Source organism: Mesorhizobium oxytropidicola, assembly GCF_056174625.1.
This window is the reverse complement of sequence record NZ_CM149692.1, coordinates 5829181-5846992: the sequence shown is the minus strand read 5'-3', so window position 1 is coordinate 5846992 and position 17812 is coordinate 5829181. Positions and strand designations below refer to the sequence as shown.

General features: G+C 58.8%; 13 protein-coding genes and 1 pseudogene. 11 read left to right on the top strand and 3 right to left on the bottom strand.

Going from position 1 to position 17812, the window contains the following annotated elements; genetic code table 11:
* Positions 1–64 precede the first annotated feature (64 nt).
* The gene (locus AC0V8S_RS29495; protein WP_475434957.1) at positions 65–1465 is read left to right on the top strand and encodes a phospholipase D-like domain-containing protein; all 1401 of its coding nucleotides are present in this window, start codon (positions 65–67) and stop codon (positions 1463–1465) included.
* A 444-nt stretch (positions 1466–1909) separates the two neighbouring features.
* Entirely contained in the window at positions 1910–3043 is a 1134-nt protein-coding gene (locus tag AC0V8S_RS29490; protein ID WP_475438722.1) for a DUF2252 family protein, read from the top strand.
* A gap of 62 nt (positions 3044–3105) precedes the next feature.
* Here AC0V8S_RS29490 and AC0V8S_RS29485 read toward each other — a convergent pair whose 3' ends face one another.
* Together AC0V8S_RS29485 and AC0V8S_RS29480 are read right to left on the bottom strand one after the other, a co-directional pair.
* The gene (locus tag AC0V8S_RS29485; RefSeq protein WP_475434955.1) at positions 3106–4467 is read right to left on the bottom strand and encodes a sensor histidine kinase; all 1362 of its coding nucleotides are present in this window, start codon (positions 4465–4467) and stop codon (positions 3106–3108) included.
* Positions 4428–4898, bottom strand: coding sequence for a PAS domain S-box protein (locus AC0V8S_RS29480; RefSeq protein ID WP_475434953.1), 471 nt, complete (start codon positions 4896–4898; stop codon positions 4428–4430). Before AC0V8S_RS29480 ends, AC0V8S_RS29485 begins: the two co-directional genes overlap by 40 nt.
* A gap of 546 nt (positions 4899–5444) precedes the next feature.
* Between AC0V8S_RS29480 and AC0V8S_RS29475 the strand changes: the two genes are divergently transcribed.
* Together AC0V8S_RS29475 and AC0V8S_RS29470 are read left to right on the top strand one after the other, a co-directional pair.
* Positions 5445–5594, top strand: a complete 150-nt coding sequence (locus AC0V8S_RS29475; protein WP_475434952.1) for a hypothetical protein — start codon at positions 5445–5447, stop codon at positions 5592–5594.
* Positions 5595–5745: 151 nt separating this feature from the next.
* Positions 5746–5944: pseudogene (locus AC0V8S_RS29470) on the top strand (DUF768 domain-containing protein).
* A gap of 104 nt (positions 5945–6048) precedes the next feature.
* On the opposite strand, the gene AC0V8S_RS29465 reads toward AC0V8S_RS29470, so the two are convergent.
* A complete protein-coding gene (locus tag AC0V8S_RS29465) occupies positions 6049–6267 on the bottom strand; it encodes a hypothetical protein (protein WP_475434950.1) in 219 nt (72 codons plus the stop codon).
* A 407-nt stretch (positions 6268–6674) separates the two neighbouring features.
* On the opposite strand from AC0V8S_RS29465, the gene AC0V8S_RS29460 reads away from it, so the two are divergent.
* The 7 genes from AC0V8S_RS29460 (at position 6675) to AC0V8S_RS29430 (ending at position 17486) form a co-directional block, all read left to right on the top strand.
* A complete protein-coding gene (locus AC0V8S_RS29460) occupies positions 6675–7193 on the top strand; it encodes a hypothetical protein (protein WP_475434949.1) in 519 nt (172 codons plus the stop codon).
* Between the two features lie 13 nt (positions 7194–7206).
* Complete coding sequence (locus tag AC0V8S_RS29455; protein WP_475434948.1) at positions 7207–7620, top strand: phage holin family protein; 414 nt, start codon at positions 7207–7209, stop codon at positions 7618–7620.
* Positions 7601–8263, top strand: coding sequence for a hypothetical protein (locus AC0V8S_RS29450; protein WP_475434947.1), 663 nt, complete (start codon positions 7601–7603; stop codon positions 8261–8263). The genes AC0V8S_RS29455 and AC0V8S_RS29450 overlap by 20 nt, the downstream gene beginning before the upstream one ends.
* 82 nt (positions 8264–8345) lie before the next feature.
* Positions 8346–8960: a YihY/virulence factor BrkB family protein gene (locus tag AC0V8S_RS29445; protein WP_475434946.1), complete on the top strand. Its 615-nt coding sequence runs from the start codon at positions 8346–8348 to the stop codon at positions 8958–8960.
* Positions 8870–9406 carry a YihY/virulence factor BrkB family protein gene (locus tag AC0V8S_RS29440; protein WP_475438721.1) on the top strand — a complete coding sequence of 179 codons (537 nt, stop codon included), beginning with the start codon at positions 8870–8872 and terminating at the stop codon, positions 9404–9406. Before AC0V8S_RS29445 ends, AC0V8S_RS29440 begins: the two co-directional genes overlap by 91 nt.
* A 279-nt stretch (positions 9407–9685) precedes the next feature.
* Entirely contained in the window at positions 9686–15400 is a 5715-nt protein-coding gene (locus AC0V8S_RS29435; RefSeq protein ID WP_475438720.1) for a hybrid sensor histidine kinase/response regulator, read from the top strand.
* A 58-nt stretch (positions 15401–15458) separates the two neighbouring features.
* Positions 15459–17486 (top strand): response regulator, encoded by a 2028-nt coding sequence (locus AC0V8S_RS29430; RefSeq protein WP_475434945.1) that lies wholly within the window; start codon positions 15459–15461, stop codon positions 17484–17486.
* The last annotated feature ends 326 nt before the right edge of the window (positions 17487–17812 follow it).

Below are 17812 nucleotides of genomic sequence, written 5' to 3'. Positions count from 1 at the left end.
CAGCGCTCGCGGGTTCTTGGCCTAATGAAACGGCGCCTCGTTCTCCTCCCAAACTGGTCAATCCATGGACGTCTCGATCACGCAAACATCGGCCGATAAAATCAAAGCAGGTAAGAGCGGCCTGCTGCTGATTTCAGACAATTACGATGCGTTCGCCGCGCGTGTTTTGGCGGCAAGGGGCGCGGCTCGCACTCTTGATCTCATGTATTATCTCTGGCACGACGACCACACGGGACGCTTGCTTTTGCAGGAAGTTGTTCGGGCGGCCCAGCGGGGCGTGCGCGTCAGAATGCTGCTCGACGACGTCAATCCGCGCAAGAGCGATGCCGCTTATTTGGCGCTCAGCAACCATCCAAACATCGAACTCAGATTGTTCAACCCGAGCGGCATCAGAGCGCGCGGCATCATGCGTGGCGCGGAAGTCCTCTTGCGGCTTTTTGCATTGACAAGGCGGATGCACAACAAGGCGTGGATTGCAGACGACAACATCGCCATCGTCGGTGGGCGCAATGTCGGCGATGCCTATTTTGACGCGGCGGAGACGAATTTCCGTGACCTCGACATGCTGCTCCTCGGTCCCGCCGTCCAGCAAACCGGGCAAATCTTCCAGACTTTCTGGGTATGCCAGGACGCGAAGCCAATAGGTGAACTCGGTGCAGCCGCGCCAGGCTCGCATGCCCCCTATTTCGAGGGAAGCGACGCGGAAACCGAGTCGACGCTTTTGAGCGGTATCGGAGACAAGGGCTCCATCGCCGAGTTCATAGCGGCGAGCAGTGACGTACATTGGGTCGAGCGCGTGCGGGTGATCTCCGACCCTCCGGAGAAGGTCCGAGGCTGGAGACCGCGCGGTTGGCTGATGAGGGAGTTGCTCCCAATCATCCAGTCGGCGCGCAAGCGCGTGCAAATTGTGTCCCCGTATTTTATCCCCGGTAAGAAGGGTTCAAAAATCCTCGGCGACCTCGTCGACGACGGGGTGCAGGTCGCTGTTTTGACCAACTCCTTGGCCGCGACCGATGTCGCCGCCGTCCACGGAGCCTATGCCAACTATCGCAAGCGCTTGCTGAGAAAGGGCGTGCAGCTTTTCGAGCTTCAGCCCTTTAGCCGGCAGCCCAAGATCTCCGTATTTGGATCCAAAGGCGCCAGCCTGCACACCAAAGCGTTCAGCGTCGACGACCGCATCGGTTTCGTCGGATCCTTCAACTTCGATCCGCGGTCCGTATCGTTGAATTCGGAAATGGGCGTGCTTTTTGAAGACGAGAAGCTGGTCGCGGAACTGCGACATCGGTTCAAATCGGAGATAGCGCCGGAAGCGAGCTACCGGCTCGAACTGAAGAACGAAGTTCTGCGCTGGCATGGCAGCGATGAAGGCAGCCCGCAGACCTATACTCGCGAACCCGAGGCAGCATTGTTCCGCCGCATCCTGGCTGCCCTGGTCAGGCATCTCCCGATCGAATCCCAGCTTTAGCAGGTGATGGTTGGTGGTTCGACAAGACCGAGAGCCGCACGCTGGCTCGGTCCTCTGGGACAGAAGGATGCGAAGCGATCTTTGGAACGCAAAGCCGATCCAGACATTGCATCGAAATAGGAGATACCAATGGCCAAGCTCCGCTTCGAGGCCGCCGAACTTTGACATAATACCGTCTCTAGCAAGAGAGCTGAACAATATGGACCGCGCGCGTTCAAAGGCAATCGGCGAGGCACACGCCGCACTCGCCGCGGAGGCAACGAACAGCGCAAACGAAGCCGGCTCGGTCAGCAGAATCTACGATGAAGGCATGCCGCAGGATGGGGCCGGCCGGAGAGCGACGACAGATTCCGCTTGGCCGCTATCGGTCGCGCGGCATACCGAGAGAACTCAGTGAATTTTAAAGATCGTAAGGGTTATCTCGAGCGCGTCCGCAACCGGAAAATGGCGCAATCACCTCACGCCTATGTGCGCGGCAGCGTCATCAGGTTCTATGAATGGCTTGACAGAAACGGCTCGGCGCTGCCGCAGGGCCCGGCAATATGGATTTGCGGTGATTGCCATCTCGGCAATCTTGGCGCCTTGGCGGATCTGGAGGGGAACGTCGATATTCAAATCCGCGATTTCGACCAAACCGTCATCGGCAACCCGGCCCATGATCTGGTCCGATTGGGGCTCTCGCTGGCGTCGGCTATTCGCAGTTCGGATCTGCCTGGAGTGACAACGGCACGCATGCTTGTCCAACTTCTCGTTGGCTATGTGTCGGCCTCTCAAGGCCCTGACAAAGGACGGGACTCTCAAACAAAGCCGAAGACTCTACGGAGTTTGGTACAGCATGCGGTCCGTCGCCGCTGGCACGCTCTGGCGATGGAACGGTTGGAGACGATGAGCGCTGTTTTGCCGCGTAACAAGCGCTTTTGGCCTCTTCATCGCGGTGAACGGCATCAGGTGCTCGCATTCGTTCAGAGCACCGATGTGTCGCGGCTATCGCCCGACGTCGACAAGGCGAGAAGGGGCAAATTGAAGGTACTGGACGCTGCATACTGGATCAAAGGGTGCAGTTCCCTCGGCCATCTCCGCTACGCTGCCTTGGTTCAGGGAAAGCATAGCCGGATGGCGTTGCTTGACCTGAAGGAGGCGACCACAGCGGTTGCACCGTCCAGCCCTGATGCCGCCATGCCCCATAGCCATGCCGAGCGTGTCATTGCGGGCGCAAGGGCGCTGTCCCCACATTTGGGTGAGCGGATGCTGTCAGGGACAGTGATGGGTAGGCCGGTGTTCGTGCGTGAAGTGACGCCGCAAGATCTCAAATTGGAGATAGACCGTCTGAACAGCATGCAGATCGAGGCCATAGCCCGCCATCTCGGTGGTATTGTCGGCAAGGCTCATCGCAGACAGATGGATGCCGGCACATGGCGCCTATGGACCAAGGAGTTGCTTCGCACTGATGGCAACGAAATGGATACGCCTTCTTGGCTTTGGGCGAGCGTCATTGATCTGCTCGCCGATCACGAAGTCGCCTATCTCGAGCATTGCCGGCGTTTTGCTTTGGACAAGCGGAAGGTTTCGGTGCGGTAAAGGCGCTGCGTCAGCGTTCCATCCTTGCGCCGGCGGAAACTTGAATGAGAAACCGCTGCAACTTAGAGTGATGCACTATCCGTCAAATCGCGTTCCGTACCGCGGTCATCGAACAGCGAGGCCTCGACGAAAGGTGCCGGCGCCTCGAGCGTCCAGACCACATTATTGGCGCCGTACTTCAGGTCGCTGGTTCCACTCAATGCCTGCGGGGCAACACTCTTAAGCACGACGCTGCCAAAGCCATTTCTCGCGATTGAATTGACCCGAGGACCATCCTCCTCAGACCAAATCAACTTCAATGTTCGATTGCCTTGCTCACCCGTAATGCCCCAAGTCACTGCGATAGTGCCCTGGCTGCCGGACAACGCTCCATATTTGGCAGAGTTTGTGCATAATTCATGAAAAGCGATGCCGAGATATTGGACGGCATTGGGACTGAGCCTGATCGGTGGACCTTCCATGGTAATTGCGTCTTCCCGGCCGAAGGGTTTGGCTTGGGCCGCCAGCAGATCGGAGACCGTGGCGCCTTTCCAGTCGGCCGAGACCAACAGATCATGAGACCTCGACAGGGCCATGATGCGCTCCCGCACCTGCTTTTCAAAGTCGTTGGGACTCTGGGACCGCTTGTTGGTCTCGCGGATCATTGAAAGGATCACCGAGTACTGGTTCTTTACGCGGTGATTGACCTCGCGCATCAGCATCCGGATGCGATGTTCGTTCTCCTTGGTCACGGTTATGTCGCGTGCTATCTTTGAAGCGCCGACGATGCGGCCTGTGGCGTCACGGACTGGCGAAATGGTCAGAGAGACCGGGACCAGTTGTCCGTCCTTTTTCTGGCGGATTGTCTCATAGCTCTCGATCCGCTCGCCGCGTCGTAGACGCTCAAGGATTTTTGGCTCCTCATCGTGGTGGTCGGGCGGGATCAGCATGCTGATATGCTGCCCGACAGCTTCGGCGGGCGCATATCCAAACAGTCGCTCCGCGCCTCTGTTCCAACTCCTTATAAATCCGTCCAAATCCTTGCTCACAATCGCATCGAAGGACGATTCGACAATCGCAGATAAGTGCTGGACGGCGTCTTCGCCTTTTTTGCGGTCCGTCAAATCCAGAAGCATGTTGACGGCGCCAGTGAGGTGTCCGTGCTCGTCCCTCAATGGAGTCGGAAACGGCAGGAACGGAAAAAAGCTTCCATCCGGGCGCTGGGCAATTGCTTCGACGTTCCGGACAGGGCGGCCCTCTTTGAGCGTGATCGCCATGGGACATTGGTCATGCGGCATTGCCTTGCCGTCGACAGTGAACAGTTTGAAAGTGACACACCATTGATCTTGGCCGATCTTCGGTTCCCGGCCGGCAAGTTCGGCAGCAGCTCTGTTGAAGTAGGTAATTATACCTCGTGCATCTGTTGTGTAGATGGCAACTGGCAATGCATCCAGGATTTGGTGGTAGCGGGCCTCTTTTGGGTCATCGCCCGCTCGACGGATTTGATTTGCGAGACGTCGACGGTGAAACAACGCGTATGCACGAATTCGCCGTTTTCGAACTGGCCGCTTGAACTTATTTCCACATGCTTGATGGAGCCGTCACGGGCGCGGAGCCTAGCGGGATAGCGCTCGACGGCTTCGCCGCGCGTAAGACGAGCGAGGATATCATTAATGGCTTCCTCATCAGCGTGGAAGCTAGCGATGTCACGACCGATGTAATCGGATGCGTCATAGCCCAACAGTTTCAATTCGGCTCTGTTGGCGTGGAGAATGCGTCCAGCTCGGTCAACGACATGCAAACCAATGCCCCCGTTCTCGAAAAAATCTTCATAATCTACCGCGTCCTGGCTAAGCCCCGAGATGAACTTCGTCATAATTGGGCTTCCATTGCTCTCAATCCCTGAACACGTAACCTCGTGGAACGTCGGCAAAGTAAAATGGTTCCGGCTCCACTTTAGGTCGGAGTTCCCCAAAATTGACGCTGTCTGGGTTGGCAAAGCCATCGTCGACCAATTGCAGTCGGCCGACCCTGTGGCGCTCGCCTTCTGGTTGGCGGCCGAATTGTAACGTGTTGATCCCGCGTAGGAACATTTCAGCGGATTGGCATTCAAGGTTCGGTGAGCCAGGGAGGCTTTCATGACTCAAAGACGAGTCGACAAGGACAAGTCGGAGCGTGCCGACCGGGAGTCAAAACTGACGATTGGGGCAGAGCGGCAGGTTCGCAACGCGAAGACTGCTCGCCTGCGCGCCCAGCGCCTTTCTGTGGGAGCCACCGCCGATAAGGCGGGCTCGCCGAAGCATCATCCATCTGCCACTAGAAACTTACCACGGAACACCACCGAGGCGGAGTCGTCTCAATCGCCAGCTGTCCCTTCGTCAAATTCGGAATGAACCTTTGAGCTGGCGGGGAATTGACCTCAATGGCTGAGAAATCTGAGCCCTTCGACAAGAGAGCCGAGTTTGTGCGCAAGTTGGCGTTTGAGGCGGGGATTACGGAAGCGCAGGTTCGCGACCTGATCGCCATGGTTGGCTACGATTATGCTTCCATCGTGCGGGGGCCCGGATGCTAAAAAAGGGCCAAACATGAGAACTATGCGGCACGCAATCGAAGCGCTGATTGTCGACACGGCGGTATCCCGCGGCCTTTCTATGAAGTTCGATTGCCGCCGGTCCGGAACCTACCGGATCGATCGAGCTTGTGACCTGATGAGCGCACGCTGAATCAACTTCCTCGATCAGTGGATAGCCAACAACATTCTGGAAACGACGAAGGCCGACGTCATTTCCGTCGATGAACTCACACACAAACTTATCGCGGACGCGAAGTTGGTGGGCGGATGAAATAGATGAGGAAGTCGATAGCCTCCATCGCACGATCCTCGACGCGATCGTCCACTTCGTGCCTGGCACGCCGGAATAGAATACGTCCGCCGCGCGAGATGACAACGCTGGGGCAATCGACCCGTCTTACGGAAGGCGGGCTGTTACAGGTGATGTTGCCCCCTATGGCTGGCAGCAACCCGATCAGATATGATTGGTCTGCCAACCATTCGATGCACTGTCGAGAGCCATCCGGATATCGTCCGGTCTATCGATGCCGCCGTTGAATAGAGCAATCAAGCGGCGTGCCAAATGCTCACGCGCTGGGTGCGTCCCCTCAATGCCAGCTTGCTCGCAATAGTCGTCCAAAATCCTGGTAAGTGTTGCCAACTGTATTTCGTCAGCCGTTCCGCGAATGGTCATCTCGCATACTCCCGATTGGGCGAAAGCGTGATCGACTCTTTCAAGCGCCCGTTTGCCATTGGAGGCGGGCGACGAACGAACTGTACGCTTCCGACAATCGGTTAGCGAGTCAAATCAGTACCGGCTTGGGATCATCGAGCGGAGCGGGTCGGCGTGGTCGCCGGCCGCCGACTAGGTTGGACCGCAATCGCCGCGCAGGTTGCCCTACGACAAAACGCGATTTCTAAGTTGTTCCACGCCACCGAGGTCTCGCCCCGTGTTTATTCGAGACGAGCTCCAGACCGGGCTCACGCTTACCGCACGAAGCGCCAGCCTTCAGTGGAAGAGGTGCAATGGGAATATTCTGCGAAGGCAGGAACCGCACGCTGATCGCGAAGTTCATTTTAAAACAACAGGAGTGAAACATTGTGAACACGCCAGAGACAAGCGGCTTCCCCGGGTCCAGTGCACCGAACGAGAATGAGTGGCGGGCCGACGATAGCGGTGCCGGTAAAAGCAAGGAGGCCCTCAACAAGTTGAAGACAAGCGCGTCCGAGACCGCGGCCCACTTGAAAACCGCTGCGGCCTCAGTATCGACCGATGCCAAGGATTATGCCGGCTCAGTCGTCTCCGATGCGGCGGGCGCGTTCAAGGAAGCAGTCGAGACGAACAAAACCGCTGGTGCCGACGCCATTGCGAACATCGCGCACTCTGTCAAGGAGGCTGCTGACGGCATAGAAAAGCAATCGCCTCAGGTCGCGGGCATGGTCCGTAGTGCGGCCGAAGGCGTCGAACGAATCTCCACCGACATAAGAGATCGTAACGTCGGGGAATTGCTCGACTCCGTTACCAAGTTCGCACAGCGCCAACCGGCGGCGTTCTTCGGAGTGGGAATCCTCGCAGGTGTGGTGCTGACCCGCATCATGAGCAGTTCGAATCGTTCCTGAGAGGGCTCGTCAGATGGATGATGGGATAGATCGTCAGCCCTTCGGCGGCATCATCAACGAAGCGCTTGAAAAAATCGCCTCGTTGATTCGCTTGGATTTCCGCCTGCTTGAGGCGGAAATGAGATGCAAGGCATCGGCCGTCGTCTCCTCCGGCGCATGCGGGGTGGCAGCCGGCATCCTCTTTGTCTTGGGAGCTTTCGCTTTCGTAGAGTTTCTCATCCTGGCGATGATCTATTTTGGTATAGGCGCGATGTTTTCCTGTCTAATAGTTGGCCTCGTTTTGATTGCCGGGGGTTTGCTCTCTCTTTATTTGGCCAAGCGAGCGCTGGTTGGATGGACCGTAACACCTGTCGAGACCGTCAATCAGGTGCGCAGCGATCTGGCCGCATTGAAGCAGGGGATACGTTATGGCACGACGCAACGATGATCTCAGCGAGATCATGGGGCAAATGCGGATCGAACGGCAGGCCTTGTTTGCCCCTGTCGCCGAGATAAGCCGGCGTCTGCAACCCCATCATCTGGTGGAAATGACCACTCGGTACGCAAAGGACAAGATGGTCGGGGCCGTTGGTGGCGTTTCAGACGCCATCAAGGAAAACGGCGGCACGGTGGCGGCGGTAGCCTTGGGGGCCGTAGCGGTTTTCGATGCCGGCAGAAAAAGCGCTGAAGGCGCCAACGGTCTCGTGAACGCGTCCGAGCCGCACTCGGAAATATCGAGCGGCGGGAAGCACGCGGGTCATGTAAGCGTTCCGAACGCAGGGAGCCGGCGCAAGGGCATCAGCAACCTGGCTCGGGCAAAGGTACTCGCCGGTTCCGCGGGAGGGCTTTTGATCGGCCACGTTATCGGTCGTTCGTTCAAGGCGACCGCGAAAGAGCGTGAGCTTTTCGGCAAAGCGGCAGAAGAACTCCAGAGCGCCGCTTCCGAATTCGTTAGCCAGCATTCGCGCGGTGCAAAACTGGCAGCGGCGCAGTCCTTCGGCTTCGCCAGGTATTCCGCCGCTTTCTTGGTGCTCATGGCTGTAGCCGGCGATTATTTCGGTGGCTCGAAGGATGGCGGCGGTCAGGAGTAAGCAATGGTGCGCCTGTGGGAACCACGCCGCGTATAGCGTCCAGAGCGCTAATCGGAACACCGGAAGTTCTGGCGCATTGCTCATGAACGCTGCTGAAAATGCTGCAACTACCTATGGACGCAAAATGCGCCGCTCGATCACAAATGCATGGGACTTGGTCAGAGAGAGCGTAGTCGGATTTGTCAACGACAATGCTCTTAGTCACGGCGCGGCAATGGCTTTTTACGCGACCACCTCGTTAGCACCCATTTTGCTGATTGTGGTTGCTATCGCAGGACTGGTTTTTGGTCAGGATGCAGCAAGATTGGCTTTGTCCGCCCAGATGTCGGGGCTGATGGGCCCAGAAAGCGCGGATCTCCTTCAGACAGCACTGCAGAGCGCCTCGAATAGGTTATCCGGAAGCTGGGCCGCGGTGATAGGGGTAGCCACCTTGTTGGTGGCGGCATCCGGTGTCTTTGGGGAAATGCAGCAATCGCTAAACACGATCTGGAAGGTTGAACCTCAGGGAAATTCCCTGTCGCGTCTGGTCCGTGCTCGTGCAGCAAGTCTGGGGTTGGTTGCCGCGCTCGGTTTCATGTTACTCGTGTCCTCGTTGCCAGCGCAGCGATATCGGCGCTGGGAAATCTCCTCAACGCTCACCTGCCGTTTGGTACAATCGTCCTTGGCACGATTAACGCGATCGTTTCGTTTGCTCTGATCTCGGTGATGTTTGCCGCAATCTACAAAGTTTTACCTGATCGAACCCTCGAATGGGGCGACGTGGGCATTGGTGCCGTTGTGACCGCTGCCCTGTTCACGTTCGGGAAGTCGCTTATCGGCTGGTATATCGGCTCCAGCGCGGTCGCGTCCTCATATGGGGCGGCCGGTGGGCTGCTCGTCATACTCCTCTGGGTTTACTACTCATCAGAAATTTTTCTTCTCGGCGCCGAATTCACGCGCGCCTATTCCGTTCGACACGGCAGTAGGTCGGATCTGGCCCCGCTGGTTCACAGTGCTGTGCCAGCAACAAACGTCGCATTCCGCGCAACGAAAAGATCCGACTCTGCAGGCGTGGTCGCCGTCCTTGCGGTAGCGTGCGCGAGCGCGACGATGACCGCGCTTATGATGGGTCTCCGGCGTTTTCATTCCGACAGAGATAGCTGACCCACGCTGGACCGGAGGCCCAAGCCCTTGTCCAGGGTCTGGCCGTCGGGGATGCCGAGTCCCACGCCGGCGGTCAGGCATTGGAGGGAAAGTCCTTTTGGCATTGCGGCGCTGATTGGCGTCTGGTGACGCGGGCTTCACCCGAAATAGAACCTCATGGTGTGGCGGCAGCTCTGCCCACGGAACAAACGTGGAAGTGCCGCGTTTCCGGTTGCGGCGGGATGTACCATCTGGCCGCAGGGGCAATCTAATCTTAGGGCTGGGAGTGGCGCTGTGACTGTGCAGGCATCCAAAAAGCAGTTGGACCGTCGAAGCATTCTGAATTCTCTAAAAGCCTTTCGGCGCGGTGATTTCTCCGTCCGCATCGACAATATCTATGAAGGCATCGATTCCGAGATCGCAGAAATCTTCAATGAGATTGTCGATCTGAACGATCAGGTGACGCATGAATTCGAGCGGCTCAGCAAGGTTGTCGGCAAGGATGGACGCATAGGCGAACGTGGCCGCGTCCGAAACGCCACTGGTAGTTGGGAATCCAGTGTCCGGTCCGTCAATGATCTAATCGAAGACATGGTCCAGCCCACAGCTGAAGTCGCCCGGGTCATCGGTGCCGTCGCCAAGGGCGACCTATCGCAAACGATGATGGTCGAGATCGACGGCCGACCGCTGCGCGGTGAATTTCTGCGCATTGGCAAGATCGTCAACACCATGGTTGGTCAGCTTGCTTCCTTCGCGTCCGAGGTGACGCGCGTGGCGCGCGAAGTCGGCACCGAAGGCAAACTCGGGGGCCAGGCGCGCGTGAAAGGTGTTGCCGGGACGTGGAAAGATTTGACCGACAACGTCAACGCCATGGCAACGAACCTGACCGGCCAGGTGCGAAACATCGCGGAGGTGACGACAGCGGTTGCATCCGGAGACCTGTCGAAAAAGATCACGGTCGACGTGAAGGGCGAGATCCTGGAACTGAAGAACACGATCAACACGATGGTCGATCAGCTGAATTCCTTCGCTTCGGAAGTGACGCGCGTGGCGCGCGAGGTCGGCACCGAAGGCAAGCTCGGCGGCCAGGCGCGCGTCGAAGGTGTCGGTGGGACATGGAAGGATCTGACCGACAATGTGAATTCCATGGCCGAGAATCTGACCGGCCAAGTACGCAATATCGCCGAGGTGACGACGGCCGTCGCCTTGGGCGACCTCTCGAAGAAGATCACGGTCGATGTGAAAGGCGAAATCCTCGAGCTGAAATCGACCATCAACACGATGGTCGATCAGCTCAATTCCTTCGCCGGCGAGGTGACGCGCGTCGCGCGCGAAGTTGGCACCGAAGGCAAGCTTGGCGGCCAGGCGCAGGTCCGCGGCGTTGCAGGCACTTGGAAGGATCTCACTGACAACGTCAACTCGATGGCTGAAAACCTCACCGGACAGGTGCGCAACATCGCCGAGGTAACGACTGCGGTTGCCTCTGGAGACTTGTCGAAGAAGATCACCGTGGCGGTTCAAGGTGAAATCCTGGAGTTGAAGGACACCATCAACACGATGGTCGACCAGCTAAACTCATTCGCCTCGGAGGTGACGCGCGTGGCGCGCGAGGTCGGCACCGAAGGCAAGCTCGGCGGCCAGGCCGAGGTCAAAGGCGTCGGCGGCACGTGGAAGGATCTGACCGATAACGTCAATCTGATGGCCGCCAATCTGACCGGGCAGGTGCGCAACATTGCCGAGGTGACGACGGCCGTGGCGCGCGGCGACCTGTCCAAGAAAATCACCGTCGACGTCAAGGGCGAAATCCTGGAGCTCAAGGATACCGTCAACACGATGGTCGATCAGTTGAACTCCTTCGCTTCGGAAGTAACGCGCGTCGCGCGCGAAGTCGGGTCGGAAGGCAAGCTCGGCGGACAGGCTCATGTCGAAGGCGTTGGCGGTACCTGGAAGGACCTGACCGACAACGTCAACGCCATGGCCGGCAATCTGACGGTGCAGTTGCGCGACGTGTCCAAGGTGGCGACCGCTATCGCTACTGGCGACCTGACGCAGAAGATCACGGTCGATGCGCTGGGCGAGATCCTGCAGATCAAGGACGTCATCAACACGATGGTGGATCAGCTCAATTCTTTCGCATCGGAAGTGACGCGCGTTGCGCGCGAGGTTGGCTCCGACGGCAAGCTGGGCGGCCAGGCACAGGTGCGTGGCGTCGCCGGCACGTGGAAGGATTTGACGGACAACGTCAATGCCATGGCCGCGAACCTGACCGGCCAGGTGCGCAACATCGCCGAAGTGACCACGGCTGTGGCGCTTGGCGATCTGTCGAAGAAGATCACCGTCGACGTCCGCGGCGAGATTCTGGAATTGAAGGACACGATCAACACGATGGTGGACCAGCTCAATTCCTTCGCGTCGGAGGTCACACGTGTGGCGCGCGAGGTCGGCACCGAAGGCAAGCTTGGCGGCCAGGCGCAGGTGCGCGGCGTTGCGGGCACGTGGAAGGACCTCACTGACAACGTCAACTCGATGGCTGAAAACCTGACCGGCCAGGTGCGCAACATCGCCGAAGTGACAACCGCTGTGGCGCGCGGTGACCTCTCCAAAAAGATCACGGTCGACGTCAAGGGCGAAATCCTTGAGCTCAAGTCGACCATCAACACCATGGTTGACCAGCTCAACTCCTTTGCCGGCGAGGTGACCCGCGTGGCGCGCGAGGTTGGCACCGAGGGCAAGCTTGGTGGCCAGGCCCGCGTCGAAGGCGTCGCTGGGACTTGGAAGGACCTGACCGACAACGTCAACCTGATGGCGACGAATCTGACCAATCAGGTGCGTGGCATCGCCGAAGTCGTGACAGCGGTCGCGCAGGGCAATCTCAGGCGCAAACTGACGGTGGACGCGAAGGGCGAAATCGCTTCGCTGGCCGACACCATCAACGGCATGATCGAGACGCTCGCTACATTCGCCGACCAGGTGACCAATGTCGCGCGTGAAGTGGGCATCGAAGGCAAGCTCGGCGGACAGGCGCGTGTGCCTGGCGCCGCCGGCCTTTGGCGCGACCTCACCGACAATGTCAATCAGCTCGCTGCCAATCTGACCACCCAGGTGCGTGCCATTGCCGAGGTTTCGACGGCGGTGACCAAGGGCGATCTCACCCGCTCGATCAGCGTCGAAGCCTCCGGTGAAGTCGCCGCGCTCAAGGACAACATCAACGAAATGATCCGCAATCTTAAGGATCAGACGCTGAAGAATGCCGAGCAGGATTGGTTGAAGACCAATCTCGCGCGATTTTCGCGGATGCTCCAGGGCGAACGCGACCTTGCCACCGTCTCGCGGCTGATCATGTCCGAGCTCGCCCCGCTGGTGAACGCGCAATATGGGGTCTTCTACGTCACCAATCGCGATGAAGAGGAATCCTATCTTGAGCTCGCGGCGTCCTATGGCGCCGAAAGCAAGGCCGCCATCAAACAGCGTCTCGATCTGCGCGAAGGTCTGGTCGGGCAAAGCGCTGCCGACAAGCGTGCCATTGTGCTGGACAATGTGCCGCCGGAATTCCTGCGCGTCACGTCAGGTCTCGGCAGCGCCTCGCCGGCCAACGTCATCATCCTTCCCGCCTTGTTCGAGGATGAGGTCAAAGCCGTGATCGAACTTGCTTCGTTCGGGGAATTCCGCGACACGCATCAGTCGTTCCTCAATCAGCTGATGGAGTCCGTCGGCATCGTTCTCAACACCATTGCCGCGACGATGCGCACCGAGGGACTGCTCAAGCAGTCGCAGCTACTGACCTCCGAACTGCAGGCGCGCCAGACCGAACTGACAAAGAAGCAAGAAGAGCTGCATGCGACGAACGAGGAGTTGCAGGAAAAGGCGCAGCTGCTCGAAAACGAAAAGAAGCAGGTGGAAAACAAGAACCTCGAAATCGAGATGGCACGGCGCGCTCTGGAGGAAAAAGCCGAGCAGCTGGCGCTTACCTCGAAGTACAAGTCCGAGTTCTTGGCCAATATGAGCCACGAACTGCGTACCCCGCTCAATTCGCTGCTCATTCTGTCAAACCTGCTCGCGACCAACCAGCAAGGCAATCTCAACGAGAAACAGGTTGAGTTTGCACGCACGATCAACTCCGCAGGCACAGATCTCCTCAGCCTCATCAACGACATCCTCGATCTGTCGAAGATCGAGTCCGGTACTGTCTCCATCGACATCAACGATATGCCGGTGACGCATCTGCGTCAGCATATGGAACGTACGTTCCGTCAGTTGGCAGCCGACAAGGGCCTTGGCTTCACCATCAAGGTGGACCCGGCTCTCCCGGAAACTGTCCGCACGGACGAGAAGCGCCTGCAGCAGATTGTCCTGAACCTGCTTTCCAACGCATTCAAATTTACCTCGGAGGGCGAGGTCAGCCTGAACTTCCGAGTTGAAAAGACCGGCCGGCGCAACGGCTCGGCGCACCCCGCGAAGGCCCTGGCGATTGCTGTAACCGACACCGGCATTGGCATTCCAGAAGACAAGCAGAAACTGATTTTCGAGGCCTTCCAACAGGCCGATGGCACCACCAGCCGCAAATATGGCGGCACCGGGCTTGGGCTCTCGATCAGCCGGGAGATTGCGCGCTTGCTTGGCGGCGAGTTGCGGGTTGAAAGCACGCCGGGGAAGGGCTCGACATTCACCCTTGTCATCCCGTTCACCGGTCCCCGGGTCGCGGCAGCGCAATCGGCCTTACCGCCGCAAGCGGACGCTGGTGCCGCGCCGGCGTCGCTCGGCAGTCTGCCTTCGGCAGAGCTGATCGACGACCGCGATTCCATCGCGCCGACCGATCGCGTCGTGCTGATCGTCGAGGACGATCCGACCTTTGGCGGGTTGCTGCTTGGTCTTGCGCGTTCGGCCGGCCTTAAAGGCGTCTTGTCGAACGCCGGTTCCGGCACCCTGGCCCTGGCTCGCAAACTGGTTCCCGACGCCATTACGCTTGATCTCGGGCTCTCGGATATCGACGGCTGGGTGCTTTTCGACCTGTTGCGCCATGATCAAAAGACCAAGGGCATTCCCGTCCACGTCATCTCGGGCGCCGAGGATATCGGAAGTCTTGCGCGCAAGGGGGCGTCCAGCATTTCCACCAAGCCTGTCTCCTCCGATGAACTGATGAAGGTGTTTCAGGATATCCATTCCAGGAAGCTACGCATTCAGCGTCGCGTCCTGGTAGCCGACCCAGATCCGGAGCGCCGGCTATCGCTCGTTGAAGCGATCCGCGACGGCGTGACCTCGGTCACTGCGATCGGCCGCTTCGCGGCAAACGCGGATGACATCGGCATGGCTTCATACGATGCCGTGGTGCTCGGCTGCGGGCGCTCAGCCAAAGACAACGCACAAGCGCTGGACGAGGTCACTGGCCAATTCGGCGAAGCTTTGCCGCAGCTACTGTTCTTTGCCCCTCATCCTGATGCGCTTGAACAGGTGCTGGCGTTGAACCCCGCGCTTGCAAATGCGCCGCGGGCTGAGAATTTTGCTCAGCTGGCGCTACATATCTCGGCAACACTGCCGGGAGAAGGACGCGGAGAAGAGGACGGACCAGAAACCGAACAGACCGGCAAGTCCGATCTGGCGGGGGCGAAGGTTCTCATCGTTGACGACGATATCCGCAACATCTACTCGCTCACCAGTGTCCTGGAGACCTACGATATACAGGTGCTGCATGCGGAACGCGGCCGAGACGGTATCGCGCTGCTGGAACAGATTCCCGATGTTGATGCAGCTTTGATCGATATCATGATGCCGGAGATGGATGGCTACGAGACGATGCGGCGCATTCGCGGGACGCCGGCGATCGCTCACATCCCGCTCATTTCCGTTACTGCCAAAGCGATGAAGGGCGATCGGCAGAAATGTCTGGACGCCGGTGCTTCCGATTACATCGCCAAGCCGGTCGATCTTGATCTGCTGCTGGCATTGCTTCGCGTCTGGATAGGTCGTTCCCGGGCACGCGCGGAGAACCCGGAACAAATGCTCGTGGCAGTGAACTGACGGCTGGTCCATGCAAAAGCCTCCGAGAAACAGGATAGGAAAAGTTGAGGCGGGGCAATTGGCCGAGGGACCGACAAGGGCACGGATCCTTGCCGTCGACGACGATGAACGCAATCTTCTGGCGATCAGCGAAGTGCTCGCCTCGACCGGCGACGTTATCTGCGCCCAATCGGGCGAAGAGGCGTTGCGCTATCTGCTGAAGGAGGACTTCGCCGTCATCCTCCTGGATGTCCTCATGCCGGGGATAGACGGCTATGAGACGGCAGCGCTCATCCGCCAGCGCGAGCAATCCAAGCGCACGCCGATCATCTTCCTCACCGCCATCAACAAGGAGGAGGCTCACATGCTGCGCGGCTATGATGCCGGCGCGGTCGACTATGTGTTCAAGCCATTCGATCCGATCATGCTGCGTTCGAAAGTCGCGGTTTTCGTAGAACTCCACGAAAAGACGCTGGAAATCCAGCGGAAGGCTGCGACCGAGCAGGCACTGCTGGCACAGGCGCTCCAGGCGCAGAAGGACAAGCTTCAGGCCGAGCGGGCCCTGCGCAACGCGGAGGAACGGCAGGATGCCATTTTGAGTTCGCTGCCGGTCTGCTTCCATGCGCGGGCAGCCGCGCCGCCCTTCGCGGCGCGCTTTGTCACCAAGGGTGTCGAGCGCCTGACCGGGTTTTCGCCTGAAGATCTGACTTCGGATCCGGCCTTCGGACTCAGCCGGGTCCACCCCGAGGATTTACCCAGGCTGGAACAAGCGCTGTTGGCGGCAAAAACCACCAGCTCCTACACGTGCGAATTCCGCTGGCAGTGCGCCAACGGCGAATACCGCATCTTTCTTGACCAGGGTGTGATGTCGAACGGCTCGGACGGCCGCGAGCCAGAGATACTCGGTACGTTCCTTGACGTTACCGAGCGGCGCGGCCTCGAGGATCAGCTGCTGCAATCGCAGCGTCTTGACGCAATCGGCAAGCTCACGGGTGGCTTGGCTCATGATTTCAACAATCTGCTCGCTGCTATTCTGAGCGGATTAGGATTGCTCGAACGCCGTGGTATACTCGATGATCAGGCAAGACAGGTTGTCGAACTGCTGCGGCGCTCTGCCAACCAAGGCACCGATCTCGTCGCTCGGATGCTTGCCTTCTCGCGCCGTCAAACTCTAAAACCCGAAGCGGTGCGGCTTGCTGCCTTTGGCGATACCATGAACGGCTTGGTGGCCCCCGTTCTAGGAGGTCTTATCCGCTTCGATTGGCAAATCGACGATACGGTATGGCCGGTCCGCGTCGACGCCGGACAACTTGAGCTTGCCTTGATGAATCTTGTTTTCAATGCGCGCGACGCCATGCCTTCTGGAGGAACAATATCCGTTCACGCGCAAAATCGCTCGGTTGCAAACCGATCGGAGGACGTTCCGGCAGGCGACTATGTCGTTGTGACGGTCAGAGACACGGGATCCGGCATCGCACCTGATATTCTCACAAAGGTCATCGAGCCTTTCTTCACCACAAAACCCGTTGGGAAGGGAACGGGTCTAGGTCTCAGCACGGTCTACGGCTTTATGAAGCAGTCCGGCGGCACGTTGCGTATCGACAGCGTCGTCGATCGTGGAACATCCATGCAACTGTGGCTACCACGCTCGGTCGAAGAACCCGCCACTCCGTCAGTGGAAGCCGATATCGAGCAAATGCTTCCAGGAGCCCGCAGCGAGCGCCCGTCCATCCTTTTGATCGATGACAGTAACGCGTTGCGCCACCTGACAGCCGAGGCGCTACGCCAGCGCGGTTTTGAGGTTACCTGCGCGGGGGGAGGGGCGGAGGCGCTGGCGATGATCGAACGTGCCCCCCACGATTTCGACGTCATCGTTACCGACTTCGCCATGCCACTCGTATCAGGAGTGGACGTCATCCGATTCGCACGCAATCTGCGCTCCGATTGGCCGGCGGTTATCATCACGGGCTACGCCAACGCGGAGGAAATCGCCGATCGGCCGACGGACGTGCCGCTGCTCGGCAAGCCCTTCCGCGACAAGGATCTGCTCGAAAGCATTTTCCTCGCTATTGCCAACGCGGAGCCGCCAAAGATCAAGACAGGCTAGCGGGATGGGGGATTGGTTGGCAGCAAACGGCGCGGATTTTTTTGCTGCTGAAATTCAAGTTCGCGATAGCAAGCTCGTCGGCGTCGCGCTTTGCCACGCGGGAGCCAGCATTAGGCGTCGGCACGCAGGGCAGTTTAGAAGGAGGTACCGCCGACTTTTGGACGGCTGGAAGCGGTCGGGGATGAGCTGTGGCCAGCGCGGTTTGCCGGTGAAGACAACTGCCTGAAAGCCCGCACTGGCCGTGACGGCATTGGTCACGCCGCCAAACAACAAGTTAGAATGGACTAAAATATCCGAAATGGTGCGATCGCGGACCCTTGGCCAGC